Source organism: uncultured Parasphingorhabdus sp. (assembly GCF_963677535.2).
Lineage (GTDB): Bacteria > Pseudomonadota > Alphaproteobacteria > Sphingomonadales > Sphingomonadaceae > Parasphingorhabdus.
On record NZ_CAXXUT010000001.1, the window covers coordinates 625,364 to 645,408 of the forward strand.

The 20,045-nt window shown below is 54.7% G+C and carries 19 protein-coding genes; 2 read left to right on the plus strand and 17 right to left on the minus strand.

What is annotated here, in order from left to right; translation table 11 throughout:
- Positions 1–12: 12 nt before the first annotated feature.
- Positions 13–897, minus strand: coding sequence for a hypothetical protein (locus ACHZCJ_RS03025; protein ID WP_321323778.1), 885 nt, complete (start codon positions 895–897; stop codon positions 13–15).
- Between the two features lie 11 nt (positions 898–908).
- Positions 909–1,445: a hypothetical protein gene (locus ACHZCJ_RS03030; protein WP_321323779.1), complete on the minus strand. Its 537-nt coding sequence runs from the start codon at positions 1,443–1,445 to the stop codon at positions 909–911.
- Positions 1,446–1,800: 355 nt separating this feature from the next.
- On the opposite strand from ACHZCJ_RS03030, the gene ACHZCJ_RS03035 reads away from it, so the two are divergent.
- Positions 1,801–2,397 carry a hypothetical protein gene (locus ACHZCJ_RS03035; RefSeq protein ID WP_321323781.1) on the plus strand — a complete coding sequence of 199 codons (597 nt, stop codon included), beginning with the start codon at positions 1,801–1,803 and terminating at the stop codon, positions 2,395–2,397.
- Positions 2,398–2,494: 97 nt separating this feature from the next.
- Here the strand turns inward: ACHZCJ_RS03035 and ACHZCJ_RS03040 are convergent, their stop codons facing one another.
- From ACHZCJ_RS03040 to ACHZCJ_RS03110, 15 genes are all read right to left on the minus strand, one after another.
- The gene (locus ACHZCJ_RS03040) at positions 2,495–2,890 is read right to left on the minus strand and encodes a hypothetical protein (RefSeq protein ID WP_321323783.1); all 396 of its coding nucleotides are present in this window, start codon (positions 2,888–2,890) and stop codon (positions 2,495–2,497) included.
- Between the two features lie 332 nt (positions 2,891–3,222).
- Positions 3,223–5,553, minus strand: a complete 2,331-nt coding sequence (locus tag ACHZCJ_RS03045; RefSeq protein ID WP_321323785.1) for a DUF3987 domain-containing protein — start codon at positions 5,551–5,553, stop codon at positions 3,223–3,225.
- On the minus strand, positions 5,553–5,834 hold the full coding sequence (locus ACHZCJ_RS03050; RefSeq protein ID WP_321323787.1) for a hypothetical protein: 282 nt from the start codon (positions 5,832–5,834) through the stop codon (positions 5,553–5,555). The genes ACHZCJ_RS03045 and ACHZCJ_RS03050 overlap by 1 nt, the downstream gene beginning before the upstream one ends.
- Positions 5,831–6,007, minus strand: coding sequence for a helix-turn-helix domain-containing protein (locus ACHZCJ_RS03055; RefSeq protein WP_321323788.1), 177 nt, complete (start codon positions 6,005–6,007; stop codon positions 5,831–5,833). Before ACHZCJ_RS03055 ends, ACHZCJ_RS03050 begins: the two co-directional genes overlap by 4 nt.
- Positions 6,004–6,198: a helix-turn-helix domain-containing protein gene (locus ACHZCJ_RS03060; RefSeq protein ID WP_321323790.1), complete on the minus strand. Its 195-nt coding sequence runs from the start codon at positions 6,196–6,198 to the stop codon at positions 6,004–6,006. The genes ACHZCJ_RS03055 and ACHZCJ_RS03060 overlap by 4 nt, the downstream gene beginning before the upstream one ends.
- Positions 6,199–6,288: 90 nt before the next feature.
- Entirely contained in the window at positions 6,289–6,867 is a 579-nt protein-coding gene (locus ACHZCJ_RS03065; protein WP_321323792.1) for a hypothetical protein, read from the minus strand.
- Positions 6,868–6,876: 9 nt separating this feature from the next.
- Positions 6,877–7,164 carry a hypothetical protein gene (locus ACHZCJ_RS03070; protein WP_321323795.1) on the minus strand — a complete coding sequence of 96 codons (288 nt, stop codon included), beginning with the start codon at positions 7,162–7,164 and terminating at the stop codon, positions 6,877–6,879.
- Between the two features lie 70 nt (positions 7,165–7,234).
- A complete protein-coding gene (locus ACHZCJ_RS03075) occupies positions 7,235–8,497 on the minus strand; it encodes an integrase arm-type DNA-binding domain-containing protein (RefSeq protein WP_321323797.1) in 1,263 nt (420 codons plus the stop codon).
- A gap of 301 nt (positions 8,498–8,798) precedes the next feature.
- The gene (locus ACHZCJ_RS03080) at positions 8,799–9,482 is read right to left on the minus strand and encodes a TetR/AcrR family transcriptional regulator (RefSeq protein WP_159642541.1); all 684 of its coding nucleotides are present in this window, start codon (positions 9,480–9,482) and stop codon (positions 8,799–8,801) included.
- Positions 9,483–9,702: 220 nt separating this feature from the next.
- Complete coding sequence (locus ACHZCJ_RS03085) at positions 9,703–11,154, minus strand: efflux transporter outer membrane subunit (protein WP_321323799.1); 1,452 nt, start codon at positions 11,152–11,154, stop codon at positions 9,703–9,705.
- On the minus strand, positions 11,154–12,749 hold the full coding sequence (locus ACHZCJ_RS03090; RefSeq protein WP_394700018.1) for a DHA2 family efflux MFS transporter permease subunit: 1,596 nt from the start codon (positions 12,747–12,749) through the stop codon (positions 11,154–11,156). Before ACHZCJ_RS03090 ends, ACHZCJ_RS03085 begins: the two co-directional genes overlap by 1 nt.
- A complete protein-coding gene (locus ACHZCJ_RS03095; protein WP_321323802.1) occupies positions 12,746–13,984 on the minus strand; it encodes an HlyD family secretion protein in 1,239 nt (412 codons plus the stop codon). Before ACHZCJ_RS03095 ends, ACHZCJ_RS03090 begins: the two co-directional genes overlap by 4 nt.
- A gap of 248 nt (positions 13,985–14,232) precedes the next feature.
- Entirely contained in the window at positions 14,233–16,101 is a 1,869-nt protein-coding gene (locus ACHZCJ_RS03100) for an AMP-binding protein (RefSeq protein WP_321323804.1), read from the minus strand.
- Positions 16,102–16,111: 10 nt separating this feature from the next.
- On the minus strand, positions 16,112–16,507 hold the full coding sequence (locus tag ACHZCJ_RS03105; protein ID WP_321323805.1) for a 2,4'-dihydroxyacetophenone dioxygenase family protein: 396 nt from the start codon (positions 16,505–16,507) through the stop codon (positions 16,112–16,114).
- Positions 16,508–16,529: 22 nt separating this feature from the next.
- On the minus strand, positions 16,530–18,761 hold the full coding sequence (locus ACHZCJ_RS03110) for a TonB-dependent receptor (RefSeq protein WP_321323807.1): 2,232 nt from the start codon (positions 18,759–18,761) through the stop codon (positions 16,530–16,532).
- A gap of 234 nt (positions 18,762–18,995) precedes the next feature.
- Here ACHZCJ_RS03110 and ACHZCJ_RS03115 point away from each other — a divergent pair, with 234 nt between their 5' ends.
- Entirely contained in the window at positions 18,996–19,973 is a 978-nt protein-coding gene (locus ACHZCJ_RS03115; protein ID WP_394700019.1) for a helix-turn-helix domain-containing protein, read from the plus strand.
- The last annotated feature ends 72 nt before the right edge of the window (positions 19,974–20,045 follow it).

A 20,045-nucleotide genomic window follows, 5' to 3' on the forward strand; every position in this document is an offset into this window, starting at 1 on the left:
CGCCGTCCAGCATCACTCTGCCAGATTGCTTAATTGCTCTGAAATTGCAGCGAATTCCGCAGCATCGATTTCGGTTACGGTCACGGGCTGTTTGGCCAATCTCTCGGCTTCGTCCTGCGTTAGTTCATCGACACGCATTTCATTATATACTGATCGCCGAACTGTTTTATCGCGGTCAGGCTTTTCGCGCGCCATGTAGATTATCGGCGAGCCGGTGGCGCTTTCGAGTTTGTAAGGTTTGAATCGCGGGCGATTTTCCTCAATCTGTTTTTCTGCACTGACACGCGCGAACTCCATCGCCTTTCCATGATCAAAGTCTGAGGGCGGAGGCCACGCCAGCCCCTTCCCATCCCAAGCGGGGATTTTCATCTTTGTCAGCCTTTCGACTGGCGTACTAATCCCCGGACGGTAGAAATTGCCGGGAATGCCCCGAGCTTTTGCTTCTGCCCCGTCCAATGGCCGCCCGACCGATGCCATCAACCGATCATTGATTGTGATCTCGGACAGCAACGAAGTTAATTTGCCCAATGCTTCTGGCCACTCAACGCGCAGTTTATCTGCCAGCGCATCGCGTGCCGCAAGGGCATCATCTAACGCCTTCTTTCGAGCCTTGGCAGAGTCGCTATCCTGCTTTGCAGCTAGCTTAGGTCGCAATATCTCGAGAGCATTTTCGAATGCCCGAATAGATCGAGATGCTCGGTCGGCTTGCAAAGCGGCGTCGTCACGATCAGTTTCATTGAGCGCAAAATTAACCGATTCTGCAGATGCGGCCTCATGCCGCGCCAGAGCCTGATCGCGCTCAATACCGATTTCATCGATAATTGCAGATAGGTTTGTGGTGGTTACGCGATTACTCTCAATTGCAGATGCAATACGGGCTTCAAGTGGTTTTGCCATTGTATCGCCCCTCAGCTCGAGTAGCGATTATTGCGTACGGTATCGCGGAACTCGCCTGCGCTGACTGGATCTATTTCAGCCCGTCCTGCGCCTGGCATTGTCGATGCGCTGTGCGAATATCGATAGTCGCGGATGCTTTCGACGGCAGCTTTGTTATGATGGTCGCTCAAGGCACGGCGAAGCGCATCATTGAGATCTGCGTTGCCAGTATCATTGGAGAACATCGCTGCAACACCTTGTCCGCCTGCTTCGCGCAGGGCGCTGGTTACAACGGAATGAGCGAGCTTCTCCAGTTCTTCAAACCGTGCATTGGCCAGCCAATCTGTATATGATTGGTTTGACTGTTCGGATTTCAATTGAATTGCCGCGCGCAACCGTTCGTCGATCGACGATTCTTTTGTGCTGGAAGCGGCATCGCAAGTCATAATATCAAGGCGAGCGTACTCTCCTTCGACCATCACTTCGCGATAGCCGGGTTTTAACATGCCATTGATTTTTGCTATATGTGCCGGAACTGGATTGCCGGCTGCGTCGAGATATCTCGCCATTCTTTTGTCTCCAATAGCCCAGGCCGAAATGGCGGGGCACTTGCAGATTTGAGATGCAAGAAAATGGAGGCATAAGTTACAGCCGAAGCAGCATTACAAGCCCAGCAACAGAGCGAACAATGACCTCATGAACCAATATGCCAAGGGCAAGGCCAGCAGAAATATCAAAAGGCCTAGCGCCAACTCTTCTGGTTCGGGCGGATCCATAACGCATAATTACTAATCCGGCTTTGTGTAGGAAAGCGATATTGAGTCCGTTTTGGTCAACCGTGATGCAACATTTTTTGAAAATCCGATCAGCAAACAGGTTAAACGGGTATATGGGTGCCAAATAAAATAGGCCAAGGAGGGAAATATGGATTGGATAATTTGGGTAATACTTGGGTTAGTCGCTCTCCCAGTTTGGGGATTTATCTCAAACGCGTCAGACAACGCCGAGAAAACGGGTATCATAAATCAAATTTCTGCCGATCTTCCAGATGGCACCCCTGTTTTGGTTAAAAAGGCGACGCTTGGAGCCACTAAGGGATTGGCGATTACGGGCGACACAGTTTTATTAATAGATGGATTAACTCGACATAGAGTAGATTATGACGATCTGATTTCCGCCGAAATCATCACCGACGGTGCGACAATCAACCAAACGTCGCGAGTGTCTCAAGTTGCTGGCGGGCTTGTGGGAGCCGCCATTGCAGGACCAGCAGGTGCCATAATCGGAGGATTAGGAGCATCAAGCAGATCATCGAAAGCGCCGCCGAAGCAAGTAAAATTACGTTTAACGTTGGCCGATATAAAATATCCGAAATTTGATATCGATTTTATTGAAATGACGAACACAGGAAACACTCTTGGTGCTATCGCATTGGAAGAGGCGGAAACTTGGTTGGCTAGATTACAAGGTGTCATTCATATCGCTCATAGACTGCAACGAAAAATAGAACCAACCAATTGAGTGAACCTAACAATTGTGGTCAAGATTGCGTTCAATCGCCGATTTGTATCGAAATAGCGCTGAAATCCGATTGCGCGAGGCGGACGACGCGTCCGCCCTACCCTTTTTTCTCTACTGCCCACTCCGGCTCGCGCGGCTCACAGTTCCAATATGCGGCCATCGACGCAACAAGCTTGTGCCGATCGGGATTCCGTCGCATCAGTTTCCGTTTGGACTGCAGTTCAGCTTTGCCCGCCTCATTTACCCAGCGCCCGATGATCCGCCAGTTGGTGCGGTAATAATCCGGCGCCGCTCGCCATCCCAAGATTTCGAACGCTCGGGCAAAGTGCTTCGGCATCGGACGGCGCGAGATATTCCGAATTGAAGGATCCTGCTGGCGCCAAGTGCTCGCCGTGGTTTTGGTAATCTTGGCCGGCCGGTTTGGTGGCCAAGGAATGCCGTGAAGTTCGCTGCTGATATGAGCGGGTATTTTGTATTCGGGATCGGTTGCCATCCCGAAACGCTAAGGAGAATGGATATCCGCTTTTACGTCCGTCGCGCGCGCGCGCGCGTGTAAGGGACCTGTTGATTGCAGGGTGATCGACTTAGCTCGAAAATATGAAGTTCATCCGCAATTTGAATTCAAACAACACTATTGAAGCTAAGGCTGGCCATTCTCTAGGACTTGGGGTCTAAATTCAAAATTCAACACTTATGCCATAGGATGAACTTGAACGCGGTTGGTTCTAGAATATTCAAAAATGTATTGAACTGTTGAATTATAGACATTTATCGCACTTTCCTGCGCCTTTTAACTTCAAACTCAATTCAAACTGAATTCAAACTTCAATCGATCGCAACGTATCTGCGGCCACGGCTATTACCCAGCCCTGAATCATCGACTCTTATTTGCCCCGCGTTCACCAACTCATCAATGATCTCCGTCCGATCGCGACCGCGACGAGGTAGAAATTGCGTCTTTATGCTAAGTTCCGTTCCGGTCAGTCCGCTTTTGCCGCCAGAACGAATGATCTCGAGCGTCTTTTTCAAGAGCGCTTCGCTCTCATTATCTGCAAGATTTCTATTCATTGATTTGGCGATATGCTCTATCCGCGATTGCACTAGCTCTATTGCCCAAATCATGTCTTCCTTCGAAATGATTGGCGCGCCCGGCTTGATCGATATTGCGCGTATCATGGCAATTTTTATCGATAGTTCACGCATTCGGGCATAAAATGATTCTTCCCGCCCTCCTTGATGGGCCCGTAACAAATCATCCTGCAAGGCCATTAGATTATCATCTTCCCGCACGGCATTTTCGTCCATCCTCACAACATAAGGATTGGGTATTCCGAGATCACCCAGAACAGATTGCCAGCAATGATCATCAGCGCCATTTGCAATTGCCTGTGCTGATTCGACTAAGTGTGGCGGCATCGCGCTTTTCACCACGCGCCGCTGCGTTGGGTAGCTGTCATCACATTCGAAAATAATCATCCTGGCAAGCGAGCCATCCAGTGCTTCGCCTGACGATAGTGCTTTCCAGAATGTAGATCCGGTCGTGACGCCATAGAATGATAGACATGGATTAGGAATGGGCTCCAAGGGTCTTCCGCCCTGCTTCCTGTCTTGGGAAGCATACAGCACACCTCGATATGTTCTTTGGCTTGCAGAAAACATTGTCATGAGCACTTTGAAAATGTCGGCTTCGTGCATACCGCTCTTAGCGCTCGTCAGTTGGCCCAGCTTCTTCCCAAACTCATCAAATGGAAGAAAGCAGGTAGGTCGATCCAGCAGTGTGGTTATAATTGAACGTCCGGAAGCGACCTCTTCACCCCCAAGCATCGACGCAAGTTGGGCCTCATCGAAGAGAGCTTGAGCCATTCCCAGCCCCATTTCTTTGCCTGACCCGCTCCCAGCGATCCCGACCGTATAGAGATTGGTAAGCAATCCCGACTCCGATTGATACCGTCTGCCGGCTAAGGTGCCAAAGACTGGCAGGGCACCGGCAAGCGCCAGCATTGGCTGCTCTCGATGTGATTGATCAATAGTGTGTTGCACATAATCCCTTATTGGCCCCTGAAGGTCGCGCATCCAACCGGGCTCGCCTTTTGGCACGCAAGGTTTTGCAATGACCTTTTGACCGCCGAGATCGTTGCTATCCAGGGGTTCGATTGGTGCGGGATATTTTCTACGAGCCGCTGCTATTGAACGATCCGCCCCTCGGAAAGGGTCAGATTGTTTCAAATAGTGTTCGGAGCAACCATTTTCAGGATTCAGTAAGATACCAGCTATTTGCTGATCATTATAACCATCTCGCGCCATTTGCCCGGCCACAGATTGGCCCCAACGACTCGCATCTCCTTCCCATTTCGCGGCGATGGGGCCCTCAATATCGTCACGCAGACTAAGACCATAAGGCAATCCAAGATCGTCGGGCGTGAAGCGTGCTAAATCGGACGGCAACTGCACGCGGTTTTCAACCTTAACATTGTTGAGCAAGTCGGGCGCCCGCTGCTCAGCTTGGGGAAATGCGGCGGCCAACTCTTCCGGCTTATATACCACACCGTCATCTGCGATTTCGATAGATGATAAAGCCGGAGTCCGGCCAGCGGCCAACTTCTTCTTGTTTGGCCAATTTATAAGGCCAGGCACTCGCATCAGTCGATCAATGTTGAAACACGCGTCGGCATTAAAGGCGTGCTGAATACCTCTATTTATCTCTTCGATATGACTGGTATTTTCGCATGGTTCGTCAAGCCGCCAAAACGCCTGAAGGCCATTGCCGCTGTCAATTATGAAGCTGGGCGGGCATGCCGATTGAACGAGTGAAACCAGCGCGGCCGCACGATCAAATTCGGCCCCGTCCTTCGGCGGATCGATATCGGCATGGGCATATCGGCAAGCCGATATAGCGCCTTTTTTCGGCTTTTTATTTATCCCGCTGACAACAGAATTGACGGTCCAGTAAACCCCCTTTCCTGCCTCATTTTGTTCCAATGCCCACTTGCACGCGCGATCAACATCGCAGCCGAAATCCGTCCCACTTATGGAACCACTATCCGGCGCAATCGATACAAGGTGAATTTGCCCATCATTCACCAGGTCCACGCAAAAACTCCGCACGGCGTCTGAATCCGGCACCATGGCCGGGTGTTGGTTCAAGATCGCCACCATTACGCACCGCCATCCGACGCATCCAGCATCGGCACAAATTCACCGCACCATTCATCAGCATAAACTGTCGGCCATCGAGGATCGAGATGGGTTTCTGCTACGATCGGCGGGCGCACCCTACATTCTTGGCTGTGATCAAAATATGAGCAGTTTCCGCATCTTCGGTTATCAGGGGCGGTTGACTTATTATCATTTTTGGCTGATAAAGTTTCCAGATCGTGGCCTGCAAGCTGATCTGAAGCCTCGCCTAGTGCGGGGCTTTTTCTTATCGGTTGGTTCATAGCTGCATCCCCAATAATTGATGAATGCTGGCGACTTTGACCAGACGCCGCTTTCCTACCTTGACCGTCTCAAGTTCATCGCGATCAAACATGCGATAAAGGGTCGGTATCGAGAGGCTGGTGAGTTTGGCTGCGTCCTTAATGGTCACAACTAAGGGCTGGATAGCGTTCATGCCGCCACCTCGCTTGTCGAAGCATAGTGTCGGGATTGAACCCACCGATCCAGATCGTCTTTGGTATATTTAACGAAGCGACCAATTTTATAAAATTTCGGTCCGTCGCCAGTGCAGCGATAGATCGCGAGCGTGGAAGGACTTAAACCGAGATAAGTTGAAGCTTCATTGGGCAAAATAAAATCAGGCATTTCAATTCCTTTCGGTAGCGGTTGCTTCCGTGGAATTGGGCCAAAATTTGCTAAGTTATAAGGAAGCCAAAAAAATAACTCGAGCGTAACTTAGCCTTTACGCATCATCTTTTGCCTAACGGGGATCATTCCAACGCTAAAATGGAAATCTTCACAGGCAGCGCTGGAGCCTGGCCAGTTGTCGGTTATTCTGCCTTGGGCCGCGAACGGCATATTGCCTATGTCATTGGTCCATTTGATCATTCTTTTGTAGTATCTATGGCTGTCCAAATAGGTCCTCTCTCCTTCCTTCGGGTCAGGACTCGCGCTCTCCTCCATTTCCTTGGTTAGGATTTCTTTTATCGCTTTCGTCTGCGTCCAACCTTTTTCATCCATCATGCGCTGAATCGTTCGTCCCGTTTCAGCCTTTTGCCGCAGCAGATTCAATTGATAGGTGATGTTTGCCCGCTTTCGTTGCCCAATATTCTTTATCTCGATCCGGGGCTCGACACTTTTATTGTCGCCGCCTTCCCTCTCAATGGCGTCAGCAATTAGCTCTTTGACCACCGGATCAATCTGGTCATTGCTTCGGAGAAGCCTCAAAAGTTTTGCCGGCAAATCCTTGTCCGTCAAAGCGAAAGCCGCATAAACATCGAAATTATTGATGCTTGAGAAATCTTCTGGAGTCATGAAAAGCCCTTAATTCGCGGCGAGACGCTTGATATCATCGAGTAAGGCTTCGACGTCTGCCTTGACGACCATGCCATCACGGACTTGCTGGTGCACGATCGAAAGCTTCCATTGGGCGGCCGCACCTAAATCCGGTGCCGGCGATCCCATAAGACTGTCGCGGGCATCAGCATATCGATCGACGATTTCATCTTCGTTTGTCGCTCCTAATGGAGTGTCTTCCATCAGGGCCCTAAGCCCTTCAACGGCCTTTATTTCCTGTTGCCAGGCGTTCTGGGTAATGGTTACGTTATTCATGTTGGCGTCCTTTCATGGTTGCCAGTGTGATAGGCCCAGCTTGGCGCTAGAACGCCTTGCTGGTCCCATGTTAGCCAGCCAGTGCTTTCGCCTCTCTGGCTGCGTCTAGGCTCGATACTGTTGCAATGTTGCTGTTCAGGTAATCCGCCCATTGCTGCATCATTGGTCGGCGTTGCTCTAGATAATTTGATCGGTGATAAGATGCTTCGGTTTTGTCTTTCAGGCCGTGCGCCAGCGCCAATTCAATGATCAGCCGCTTAAATTCTGTGCGTTCGCCCGCCCAATCGCGGAACGTGGACCGCCATCCATGTTGTGTAGTTCCTTTTGCAGCCACTCGCTGAGCCTTGAGCATCGTCATGTTCGACAGAGAGGATCCGCCGCGTGATGGAAAAATGTAGCTGTCATCGCCTTTTTTCAATGGCATAACTTCATCAAGAATTTCCAGCGCTTGGCGCGACAGCGGCACGACATGCTCTTTCTCTTTTTTCATCCTGTCTTCTGGCACGGTCCATGTCTTTTTTGTCAAATCGATTTCAGACCAGCGAGCGAACAGAATTTCACTTGCGCGCGCGGCAGTGTAGATTGCGAATTGCAGCGCAAGCCTTCCCATTGTTTGGTCCGAATCCTGAATTTTACGAAGCGTTTCTGGCGCGGCATCGATCGATACCGCTGCATGGTGTTTTGTTTTGGGGCGCGGCTTGCCGAGCAAGTCGATCATGATCTCGGCTTCAGGAGCAGGAAAATCACGATACTGGCGTGCATTCGCAAAATTCAGAACTTTGTTGATGCGTTTCAGCACCCGCTGCATGGTCACTCTCTTCGTCGTCCACTGGGGTTTGACGGCGTCCATGATGTGACGCGCTGAAATATCGTTGGGGTACATTTTCCCCAATGTCGGATAGGCGTACGTCGCCAGAGTATTCCGCCACTGTTGCCGGTGTTTTTTGTTTTTGAATTGCGTTTCGATCTGGTCAAGCCATTCCTCGGCTACGTCGCGAAAGGTTTTACCAATTCGCTCCTGCACCTCCGCAGCTGCTTGGCGATTCTGCTGCTCTTGGGCTTTTGGATCAATACCCTGTTTAGCCAGCGCGCGCCATTTGGCGGCTTTCTCACGAGCATCCGCCAACTTGAGAACATCAGCGCCGCCCAAGCCAAATTCCCTCGATGTTCCCGTCCCGCCTTCTGGGTTCGGCATTACCACTCGAAGCGACCACTGCTTGGATCCGCCTGGCCGCACGGTGAGATATAATCCGTTTCCGTCGCTCAGCTTGAGAGGCGCTGTTTTTGATTTTGGTTTCGCGTGCTGAACTTCAAGCGGTGTTAGTTTTGCCATGTTGTATCCTCGTTTATGTCCACAATATAATAGAACAATTGTGATTTAACAAGGTATGAAATGATAAAGGCGCGGGGGAAATATCCCACAATTCTAAGGATATAATGGGTTATAGGCCTATGTTTTTCATTCAGGTTAGGCGGTCACCCTGTCCGCCATTTTTCATCGGCAATTCCAGATGACAGGTCACGTGCCTGCGAAACGAGGAAACGGGCGTCAAAGACCACAAGGAAGCAATCCGGAGGCAATATTTTCCCTGGACGCCGATGCGATCGAGATCGCTGCGCCCGCACACGGAGAATCAGAAGCAGAACGTCTTCTTGATCATTGCCCAGTAACGGGTTGCCCATTGCAGATGCGGCTCCCGGTCGAACTTGTCCTGCACTTCAGCCAGACGGGCATGTCCGCAAATCCCTTCCATCAGAAAGAGCGACGCGGTTTTGATCTCGCTCATCCTGATTTCTCCCCGTTGAACAGCACGCTCCAGCAATTCGCTGATATCGTGGATCGCCACTTCTGCACTCCATCCCCGCATCGAAGCACCGCCGTCCTCCGTTTCGATATCAAGCCAGTCGATAAGCCTTTCCATCAGACGCCCTTCCGGAGAATGATAAAACTCCACACCATCTGAGCATAGAGCGGGGATAGCCTCGTCGATATGATGATGCGTGACGCCTTCGAACAACCCCCGGGTGCGTTCCTTGATATTTTTCATCAGAACCGCGCGGAGAAGTTCCGCCTTGCCGGGGAAACGGGCATAGATGGTAGGCTTGCCAAATCTCCCATATTTGGCGAGCTTGTCGATCGAAAAATTCTCAAACCCTATCTGGAGCAACAATTCCCAGCTTGCCTGCAATATACGATCGGTCAGAACCTCGGCATCTTCGGCGCTCGGACGACCGGCGCGAATGACGGAACAGACATCCATATCGTCAGTTTTGGTGCTCGTTTGCACCGGTTCGGGTTGATCTTTCGGATCTGTCACGATTGCGTCCCCGAAGGAAACGATCGCGATGCCGCCTGCAATCGGCACCACAGGAAAGCGTCAAACCGTTCAAGTAAGACGCCCATATTCTTTCCAAAAGCGTTACTCGCCGTTCCATGCCCTTTGATCCTCTCCGCTTTTGCGGCTATCGGATCAATCATTAGAGCGCAGAAGCGCGGTGTCAATATCCAACGATTCGGCATCATTTTCCCTGAAACCATTACGGGGCCTGCTGCCAACCCAGTCCCAACGCCTTGTTTACGGCAATATAGGCTTCCGCAAGCTCGGCCCGCGCCGACGTACTAGACATTTGAGAACGCAGCAAATCGCGGTTCGCAGCCAGCGCATCCGATCGTGCTATCGCTCCTGCCTCGGCACGCATTTGGTCCAGCGCCGCCCCGCGCCGGGCGGCAGCCTCGGCCTCGAGCACCTGACCAAAGGCTATTCTCGTACCGCCAAACCGGGCCAGAGCAGCTTCGCTGTCCGCCAGTGCGCCGAGCACGGCTGCGCGGTAATTGGCCTCTGCTTCGGCAAAAGCGCCCCGGCTTGCATCAACCCGTAACTGGCTACGCCCGCCATCAAAGGCACTCCAGCTCAGACGCGGCAGGGCAAGACCGATCAGCCGCGACGGGTCAAAAAGATCGCCGATGGAATCACTTCCCAGCCCGAGCAATCCGATGAAACTTATTTTCGGGAACAGCTCTGCGACGTTGACCCCGATATCGGCATTGGCCGCAGCTAGATTACGTTCCGCCTGACGAATATCGGGCCGCAATCGCAACATATCTGCCGGCGAGCCAATCGCAACCTGATCCGGCGGCAGCGGAACCGGAGTTTCAGCGGCCAGCAAAATATCAAATGCTCCCGGCTCCCTGCCTGCCAGAACGGCCAACTGGTCCTGCGCGATCGTGATCTCGATATCGTTCCGCGCCATTTCAGCCAGAGTTTGCGTTTCCTGTCCACGCCACTGCTCCACCGGATGCAAGGTGCCGGTTCCCTGCTTATAACGCTGTCGGGCGAAGGCCAGCAGCTGACGGTCAATCCGCAACTGCTCTGCAAACATGGCTTTCATTTGCTGGCGAGCGCGCAAACCGACATAAACTCTGGCAACTTCCGCCGATAGCGAAACCTGCGCATCGGCGAGACTGGCCCGGCTCCCTTCAAAACGCGCATTGCTGGCTTCGACCCGGCGGCGGTTTCCACCAAACAAGTCCAGCTCCCAACTCGCGTCGAAGCCCAGGCTCAGGCTCTCCGCGGTAAAGCGGTCACGGTTACTCTCCGGATCCACCAGCTCAGCTGGTATGTTGATATAGGGGGTGGATGCTGACGCCCCGATTGCTGGCAGCGCATTGGTGCGCGCCGACTGCAATCCCGCACGCGCCTGCGCAACCCGTGCAAGTGCCACATCGATAGAAGGTGCGTTAGTAAGCGCTTCTTCTACCAATCCGGTAAGCACCGGATCATCCAGCTGCTCCCACCAGGCCGCAGCCGGTGCGCGCGGCACAGTTTCATCCGGAGCGCGCAAAAATGCGCCACGCGCGGTGCTCTGCCCCGCCGTTTCCGGCGGACCGGAATAGTCAGGCCCGACTGTCGTACAGGCTGCGACTGCCAACGGAGCCGTCGAGAGCAAAAGGCTTTTGGAAAGGGTTTTGAATATGCTGGAAATTGTCATCAGTGCATTGCCATATTGACCTGCCCCTTAGGCAGCGGTTTCAGGAAGATTGCCAGCGTGGTCACCAACAGAGTGCCGATGGCCAGCAACCAGAATTCGTCGTTAAAAGCCATCACCAGCGCCTCGCGCGTCACGGTGGCGTCGATCATCTGGAAAGCGGCCGTCATGCCTTCCGTCCCGCCACCATATTGTTCGACAAGCGAAGCAAACCACCCTTGCGTTGCCGGATCATTGGCCTGCAGGTTCGCGTGCAGATTCCAGCGATGAAGCTCCCAGCGCGTGTCCTGAACGGTTGCCAGCAAGGCAAGAGTGATCGAGCCGCCGAGATTGCGGGCGGCGTTGAACACGCCGGCTGCATCGCCGGCATCATCGACATCGACCGCGCTGATCGCCGCCTGATTGAGGAACATGAAGCCTAATATCTGGCCAACGCCGCGCATCAACTGGCTTTCCGTAAAGTCCGCGCCGGTCGATTGTGCTGTAAGCGAAGCATCCCAGAAGCAGGAAAAGGCCATCAGTCCAAAACCAAGCGCCACGGCGAGCCGCAGATCGATGGTGCGGATCATCAGCGGCACCAGGGGCATCATGAGCAGCGCCGGAACGCCGGAGAGAAAGACGACCTGCCCAGCCTGCAGCGCGTTGTAATCCGCTATGGCGGCGAGAAATTGGGGAATGACGTAAGAGGTTCCGTATAAAACGCCGCCCAGGATCAATGCGAGCACCGACACTGCTGCAAATTCGCGGTTTTTCAGGAGCGCCAGTTTTATCACCGGCTTTTTTGCCGTGAACTGGCCAAATGCCAGAAGCGCGAAGCCGATTACCGTGACGATACTCAACTGCCATATCAGCGCGGATTCAAACCATTGCTCCTTGTGTCCATCCTCCAGCACGACCGTGAGTCCGCCCAGACCGAGCGACATGCCGATAATGCCGAGCCAGTCGGCCGATTTCAGTTCCTCGAGATTCATTTTCTGGTCAGGCAGGCCAAATATGAGTAGTCCGATCAGCAAGGCACTGACGGGAACGTTGATGAAAAATGCATAGTGCCAGCTAAGATTTTCGGTGAGCCATCCCCCTAGCAATGGCCCCAGAACAGGCCCAAGGATCACCGTCGCACCGAAAAGAGCGGTTCCGATTGGCTGCTGCGAAGGCGGCAAACGGGTGGCAATAATGGTCATCGCCGTGGGTATCATCGCACCGCCGGTAAAACCCTGACCGATACGGCCAATGATCATCGTCGTAAGATCGTCTGCCAGGCCACACATAGTCGAGAACGCCGTGAACAGGACTGCCGCAATCAGCAGGAACCGGCGCAATCCGAAGACCCGTTCAAGCCAGCCGGTAAGCGGTATGATGATGATTTCGGCAACGAGATAGGCGGTTGCCACCCATGTGCCTTCCGACGCAGACGCACCGATTTCGCCCTGAATGGTGGGAAGCGAGGCGTTGACAATCGAAATGTCGAGCGTCGCCATCAGAGATCCCAGTGCCCCGGCGGCGACACCCATCCACGCACCCAGATCGGCTTTTTCCGGTGACGGTGCGGAGCCTGACGTCGTCAGACCGTCGGCGGGAGGTGATGCGGCAGCGCTCACCGGTCGCCAGCCTGCTCGCGCTCAATAGCTGCCAGGGAATCGCGCCCTGATCTCGTGTCGACAGAAACCTCCAGCGACAGGCCGGGCACCAGAATGCGGCGCGATTCCGGCCCCGCTTCGATCCGCAAACGGACCGGCACACGCTGGACGATTTTCGTGAAATTGCCGGTCGCATTCTGGGGAGGAATCAGCGAGAAATTTGCGCCCGTTCCCGGCGTGATGCTTTCGACCACACCGCGAAACTCGACACCCGGAAGCGCATCAGCCACAATGGAGGCGGGCTGGCCCGGCCGCATCAGTCCGATCTGCGTTTCCTTGAAATTGGCCGTCACATAAATATCGCCGGTGGGGACGATGGTCATCAAGCGCTGGCCCGGCTGGACGAACTGACCGGCACGCGCTGCCAGGCTGCCGACGCGGCCGCCCACCGGTGCCGTCAGCTTGGTATCGGACAGATCGTCCCGGGCGCGGCTGCGATCCACCCGGGCGGCCTGGATCTGGGCCTGGGCCGCACCCGTCTGGGCTTGCAGGGACATTACCCGTTGCCGGGCCTGATTTACCGCAGCCTGATTGCCTCGCCGTGCCGCGATCGCCTGGGCAAGTTCGGTTGTGAAACCGTCGAGACGGGTCGAAGGTTCTGCTCCCGAAGCGACCAGCGGCCGGTAGCGGCTAATCTGCTGCTCGAGATACTGTATCCGGGCTTGGACCGAAGCGACTTCCGCTTCGGCGGCCGTAACCGCAGCTTGCGCCTCGCGTATATTCGACCGGGTAACTGCCTCATTGGCGCGGGCCAGGGCAATCTGGCTATCGGCGGCATCGATCCGGTTTGCATAATCTGATGCCCTGATCTGGACGAGTAATGCCCCCTCGTCGACCGTTGCGTTTTCCGCCACCACGACTTTTTCGACAAAGCCGGAAAGTTTCGAAGAAATCGCAACATCATCTGCGGTAACAAAGGCATCATTGGTTGATTCCTGATATTTTCCAACCGTCTGGTAAAGCCAGAATTGATACGCGCCAAAAGCCAGAGCCACAATTGCGATGACGATCAGCAACGGGCGAAACCAGGAACGATCGGTCACCGAGGGAGCATGATCATCCTGCGACTGGTTCTCCGGTGCGGAATCGCTGTCTACGTCCGGGCTATCGCCTCGCAGCTGGTTCTCATCAACCGGACTGTCGGAATTTCTTGTGTGGGAAGAGGGGGAGGAAGTCTGAAGAGGGGTTTCTGTCATTAATAATTCCCGAAACGAAACGGTATCGTTCTATTAAGTTTCTGCGCATTTGGCTGTTCGCTATCGCTATGTCAATGGGCTAGTGATGGCAGCGGGCAAAAAATCCGAGATCGATAGTGTCCGTCACATCGCTTCGAAATGAGAATCGGGATCGTAGCAGGAGATGAGGCCGGGAACAGGTCGTAGGCACAATATCCCCCTGCCCTCAAGCCGCTGCGCTGGATTTCGCGGGCTCGATCTACGAACCGCTAATGGTCGGAAACATCCAACTGGGCTAGTATCGCCTCAATTGCACCAGGATTTTCGATTGTGCTGGGCATGGTGACGTTCTGACCATTGGCAATCGAGCGCAGCGACGAACGCAGAATTTTCCCCGAGCGCGTTTTCGGCAATGCGCCAACGACATGGATGGTCTTCACCGATGCGACAGCTCCTATTTCAGATCGGGCATGCGCGATACAGGCGGTGACCAGTTCCGCTTCACTTTGCTGTCCGGAAGCGACAACAAAAGCAACCGGGATCATCCCTTTCAGCATATCGTCGGCCCCGATCACCGCGCATTCCGACACACCGTCAACCTCAGCCAGCGCGCCTTCCATCTGACCGGTGGACAACCTGTGCCCGGCAACATTTATGATATCATCGGTTCGCCCCATCACGTGCATGAATCCATCCGCGTCGCAAAAGCCTGCGTCACCAGTTTCATAATATCCGGGATAAGATGCAAAGGCTTTTTGAAAGCCTTCGTCATTGCTCCAGAGTCCTTTGAAGCAGCCTGGTGGCAAGGGGCATTCTATCACAATATTGCCCACCCCTTCACCGGATACAGGCTTACCATCGTCGTCCAGCACATGAAATTGGTAACCGGGCACCGGGAAACCCGCGCTGCCGGCTTTACGGCGCACATCACCCAGACCTGCACAAGTTGCCAGCGCGGGCCACCCCAGTTCCGTCTGCCACCAGTGATCGATAACCGGACGCCCAGTACGCTTTTCCAGCCATTTTATCGTGTCCGGGTCAGCGCGTTCGCCGGCCAGAAACACCGCCCGGAGCGAGGGCAAGTTGCTTGCCGGATAGAGCGCGCCATCCTCGTCTTCCTTGCGAATGGCGCGGATGGCGGTTGGAGCGGTGAAAAATACCGAGACCCGGTTTCGCTCGATAACCCGCCAGAATTCCCCGGCATCCGGCGTGCCCACCGGCTTGCCCTCATAGAGGACCACGGTGGCACCCGCGAACAGCGGCGCATAGACAATATAGCTGTGGCCGACCACCCAGCCGACGTCGGAAGCCGCCCAGAAACATTCGCCGGGCTTCAGTCCATAGACATGGCGCATGCTCCATTCGAGCGCCACTGCATGTCCGCCATTATCGCGCACCACCCCTTTCGGCGTTCCGGTGGTTCCCGATGTATAAAGGATGTAGAGCGGGTCGGAGGACATGAGGCGAACGCATTCGGCGGGCTTGGCCTTGGCAAGCTGTTCCGACCAGTCCTGCGCCCAGCCATCGCCGAGGTCGGCGCGCAAAGTCTCGCGCTGGAACAGCAGCACGGCTGGCACCGGGTGCCGGGCCTGCGCCAGACTCTCGACCACCAGCGGCTGGTAGGGAATGACTTTCTGGCCTTCTATTCCGCAAGATGCGGTGAGCAATAATCTGGGCTCGGCGTCATCGATCCGTTTCGCCAGTTCCGGCGGGGCAAAACCGCCGAACACGACCGAATGTATTGCGCCGATCCGCGCGCAGGCAAGCATGGCGAACAGGGTTTGCGGGATCATCGGCATGTAGATGATCACGCGGTCACCCTTCCCCACGCCTTGCGCCGCGATCATGCCGGCGGTTCTTGCAACCTCCGCCTGCAATTCGCGATAAGTAAATGTCTGCCGCCGTCCGGTAACCGGGCTTTCGTAGATGACCGCATTCTGGTCCGCCCTGCCCCCGTCGACATGGCGGTCCACGGCATTATAGCAGCTGTTCAGCTGGCCATCGGGAAACCAGCTGTTGCTGTCCTCGTCCCAGCCGATCGTCGGCGCTGCAATCCAGTCGATTTCCGAAGAGGCTTCCAGCCAGAAACGATCCGGATCGGCGATATTATCCGCTATGGACTTTTCATATTCATGCATCGGGAGCAGCTTATCCGTTCGACAGCTCGGTTAAAAGAGAATGATCCAATATCGATGTCACATTGTCTTCGTCATCGAGAAAAACGACCGGGCCATGATTGGTGAAATAGAGCTCGGTATATTCCGGAAAAGCCGTGTGGTCGTGGATAACATCCAGCGGCTCATAACCATAGGTGCCTTCGAGCGCCACGCCCATGCGATATTCCATCTTGCCCTTGACCACATAATATTCTCCCGCGCCGAGGTGACGGTGCCGGGGAAAGAAGCTGCCTGGCTGGCAGCGTAGCAGCACTGTCCATCTGCCCGTCTCCTTGCTGGCAAAGAAGAGCTTGAAATCGATTCCCTCCACCAGATTGGACCAGCCAATATCTCCGGATGTGGTCAGCAGTTCAGGCACAATATCCATGGTCAAATCCTGTCTTCTGGGGTTAGAACGTAAGCCGGAGTTCGGCGCCATAGGTGGCCCGTTCGCCATAATAGCGCGGCACGAAACCGAAACCGCGCAGATCGGTCGCATCGACAATATAGGCCTTGTTGGTGACATTTTTGGCCCAGGCCGCCAGTTCCCAGCCGTTGTCAGGATCGGATAGCGAGGCCCGCAAATTGAGCAGCCCGTAGCCCTCTCCGGAACTGATCAGAGGGTCCTCGGCATTGTTGTAGAATTTCTTGCCGGTATAATTATATTCGGCCCGCCAGCGCGTTTCGAAGCGTCCGACTGGCACGGTAACCTGGGCGTTGGCCGAGAGGGTGAATTTTGGCGCGCCCGGCATGCTGTTACCGGAGAAATCCCGGGGCAAGCCGGAAACCGGATCAATCGCCCCGGACTGGTAATTTTTGAATTCGGCATCCAGGACACCGAAATTCAGGCCGAGATCGAGCCAGTTCGTCGGCGTCGCAAACGCCTCGACTTCTATGCCCTTGATCTTCGCATCGGCGGCATTGTCGAGGCCCAGGGTCGGGACGGCGCTGCCCGCCTGTGTGTTGACCGACAGGACCTGCAGATCGCTGTAATCATAATAGAAGGCCGCGACATTCAATCTCAGATTGCGGTCGAACAGGGTCGATTTGAAGCCGACTTCGTAGGAAATCAGGGTTTCCGGATCGACCTGTGTGCGCTCCGCGATATCGGTGATAATCCCGATATTGAAGCCACCGGCCTTGAACCCCTTGTCAACGCTGACATAGGCCAGCACGTCATCGGTGACATCATAATCTGCCGAAAGCCGCCAGGAGAATGACTTGTAGGAATCGCTGAGCCTGGCGAATGGTACCAGCGGGATGGGATCGCCATTGGCAATATCGTCATCGAAAAATCCGGAAACCAGGTCGGCCTGATGGGTCGACCGGACCTTGTCGATCGTATAGCGGGCGCCAACAGTAAGGCGCAACTCGGGAAATACCGAATAGGTTGCCTGGCCAAAGGCGGCATAGGCCTTGTTCTTGCGGGTGGCCTGGGTGATCACCGGCAAGGGGCCCTGGGCGAAGGTCAGTTCGCCGAGCAGATCGGCATTGCTACGCGCGTCAAAATCCTCGTAGAAATAATAGAGGCCGGCGATCGCATTGAGGGTGCCGTCGTCATAGGACAGCTGGAATTCCTGGGTGAACTGTTCGGCATCCGTCAAAAAGGTGATTTCATCGATCCGGAACGGCCCGCCATCGACATCCACGCCATTGTCGACGTCGCTCTTGTCATAGCCGGTCAGGGAGCGGATCGACCAGTCGCCGAAATCATGCTGCGCGACGAAATTGACGAAGACATTGTCCGAATGATTGCGTGAAAGGCCGTTGAAATTGAGCAAGCGCTCATCGTTGGGGAACGGATCGGTATAGCCGAACAGATCGGCTCCGTTAATCGTACCCACCGGCTTGTTTTCCAGATAGTCGCTGCGATCCCGTCCCCCGCCGACGGTCAGCCGGAGATCGGTATCGGGACCGGGGCGCAGGCGGAAAATCGCGCGCGCCGCAGCTTCGTCGACATTGATCGCGTCCGTGCCGTCGAACCGGTTGAATTTTTCGCCATCCCGTTTGCGAACCATGCCGGCGATCCGGACCGAGAATCCGTCGGTGATCGGCAGCGATGCGGCCACCTCGCCTTCAAACAGGCTGAAACGGCCATAGCCGAAGCGGGCGTTCCCCTCGAACCGGTCGTCTGGCAATTTGGAGAAAAACTGGATCGCACCGCCGGTGGCATTCTTGCCGAACAATGTGCCCTGCGGGCCACGGACGACTTCTATCCGTTCCAGATCGAACAGCGAGAAAATCTGGCTGCCGGTGGATGCCACCACGACGTCATCGCGATACACGCTGATCGGACCGATCGATGAACTGTTGAAATCATTATTGCCGACGCCGCGAATGAATATATTCGGGACACCACCGAACGTCTTGATCTCAAGATTGGGAACCTGGTCGCCGATCGAAAGGCTGTTGGTGAACCCGGAGTCGGCAATCATCTGCGTATCGAAAGCGGACACGGACACCGGCACATCCTGCAAATTCTGCGCCCGCTTCTGCGCCGTGACGACGATGACATTGACGCCGCCGCTCTGCTCGTCGGTATCGACATTGTCCGGCACGGCCTGAGCCAGCGCTGTGCCGTGGGCTAGCAATGAAACCGATGCCAGGGATGCAGCTAGGGTTGCGCGACATAAATTCTTCATTGTTCTTCCTTCTCCTGAACGGTGAGCCATCTTGTGTGCGGCTTTCCGATTGGCAGGGTATTAGCCCGCATAGCTTCGACGTTTCTTGCTTGGGAACGGCGTCATTTTTGTATTCCTGTGAACCGATTTGTCCGAAATTGTTCCAGAGAGACACCAAACTTGGCAATGTGCGCCAGAAAAGCACACCGGCTTGCGAACGGCGCCAAGCCGTCGTAGCATCGTCCCAGGAGAGGGATGATGAAAATAATTGAGGAAGAGAGCTGGCAATCGACCAGCCTGCCTCCGACGCGGCAATTGCCCGGCTTTCAGGAAGTGCTGGACCGCACCCATTTTCACTGGGATCTGAAATCGGCACGGGAAGACCAATATATAGCCGAAGTACGACGGCGTGCGGTCAATGACTATATGCTCACCCATATTGTCGCCGACCCGGTCACCGGATTCCGGTCGATGGACGATGTCAAGAAAAGCAATGACGCCTATTTCTGTCTGCTGTTTTTCACGCAGGGCGAATGTCTTCTCGAGCAAGGCGCCAATGAAACCGTCGTGTCCAATGGCAAGATCGCGATCTGGGACAGCACCCGTCCCGCCAAATTCCAGAACACCAGCAGGCTGACCCAATATTCAATATTGATCCCGCGCGACAATGCCAAGATCATGATCCCCGGAATCGAGGACATGTGCGGCCTTAGCGTCGATGGCAACAAGGGACTCGGCTCGATCCTGCATTCCCATCTGGTGCAGATCCACCAGGCCATCGAACTGGTGGAACCGGAAGACCGGCCGGCCGTGTTGCGGGCCACCGTCGAACTGGTAGCGGCCGCCTTCAAGCCGGAAAGCACCAACCGCTCGAGCACCGTCTTTCGCCAGGCGGTCCTCAACCGGGTGCAGGAATATATAATAGCCAATCTCGGCGAGCCGAACCTTTCACCGGCAACGGTGGCAGCAGCTTTCAAATTTAGTCCACGCTATCTGCACCGTTTGTTCGAGGAATCGGACGAAAGCGCAGGCAGCTGGATCCGCAAGCGACGGCTGCATGCCGCCAAGGCAGATCTTGCTGACCCGGCAAAAAACAGATTGTCTGTCACCCAGATTGCCATGCGGCGCGGTTTCGCTGACGCTTCCCACTTCAGTCATGCGTTCAAGAAGGAGTTCGGACAATCGCCACGACAGTTCAAGCAGTCATGCAAGAGCATTGATCCGCACGACTGAAGCAATCGCTTCGCACGCAGTTCGCCCAGAATCAACTTTGTAGCCACGCTGACACAAGCGGAACGGCGCGCC

Excerpts from the sequence above, each read along its gene's own strand:
- ACHZCJ_RS03045 (WP_321323785.1), bottom strand. The coding sequence starts at position 5,553 with ATGGTGGCGATCTTGAACCAACACCCGGCCATGGTGCCGGATTCAGAC.
- ACHZCJ_RS03070 (WP_321323795.1), bottom strand. The coding sequence starts at position 7,164 with ATGAATAACGTAACCATTACCCAGAACGCCTGGCAACAGGAAATAAAG.
- ACHZCJ_RS03060 (WP_321323790.1), bottom strand. The coding sequence starts at position 6,198 with ATGCCTGATTTTATTTTGCCCAATGAAGCTTCAACTTATCTCGGTTTA.
- ACHZCJ_RS03055 (WP_321323788.1), bottom strand. The coding sequence starts at position 6,007 with ATGAACGCTATCCAGCCCTTAGTTGTGACCATTAAGGACGCAGCCAAA.
- ACHZCJ_RS03115 (WP_394700019.1), top strand. The coding sequence starts at position 18,996 with ATGATGAAAATAATTGAGGAAGAGAGCTGGCAATCGACCAGCCTGCCT.
- ACHZCJ_RS03105 (WP_321323805.1), bottom strand. The coding sequence starts at position 16,507 with ATGGATATTGTGCCTGAACTGCTGACCACATCCGGAGATATTGGCTGG.
- ACHZCJ_RS03085 (WP_321323799.1), bottom strand. The coding sequence starts at position 11,154 with ATGACAATTTCCAGCATATTCAAAACCCTTTCCAAAAGCCTTTTGCTC.
- ACHZCJ_RS03065 (WP_321323792.1), bottom strand. The coding sequence starts at position 6,867 with ATGACTCCAGAAGATTTCTCAAGCATCAATAATTTCGATGTTTATGCG.
- ACHZCJ_RS03095 (WP_321323802.1), bottom strand. The coding sequence starts at position 13,984 with ATGACAGAAACCCCTCTTCAGACTTCCTCCCCCTCTTCCCACACAAGA.
- ACHZCJ_RS03050 (WP_321323787.1), bottom strand. The coding sequence starts at position 5,834 with ATGAACCAACCGATAAGAAAAAGCCCCGCACTAGGCGAGGCTTCAGAT.
- ACHZCJ_RS03035 (WP_321323781.1), top strand. The coding sequence starts at position 1,801 with ATGGATTGGATAATTTGGGTAATACTTGGGTTAGTCGCTCTCCCAGTT.
- ACHZCJ_RS03025 (WP_321323778.1), bottom strand. The coding sequence starts at position 897 with ATGGCAAAACCACTTGAAGCCCGTATTGCATCTGCAATTGAGAGTAAT.
- ACHZCJ_RS03040 (WP_321323783.1), bottom strand. The coding sequence starts at position 2,890 with ATGGCAACCGATCCCGAATACAAAATACCCGCTCATATCAGCAGCGAA.
- ACHZCJ_RS03110 (WP_321323807.1), bottom strand. The coding sequence starts at position 18,761 with ATGAAGAATTTATGTCGCGCAACCCTAGCTGCATCCCTGGCATCGGTT.
- ACHZCJ_RS03030 (WP_321323779.1), bottom strand. The coding sequence starts at position 1,445 with ATGGCGAGATATCTCGACGCAGCCGGCAATCCAGTTCCGGCACATATA.
- ACHZCJ_RS03100 (WP_321323804.1), bottom strand. The coding sequence starts at position 16,101 with ATGCATGAATATGAAAAGTCCATAGCGGATAATATCGCCGATCCGGAT.
- ACHZCJ_RS03075 (WP_321323797.1), bottom strand. The coding sequence starts at position 8,497 with ATGGCAAAACTAACACCGCTTGAAGTTCAGCACGCGAAACCAAAATCA.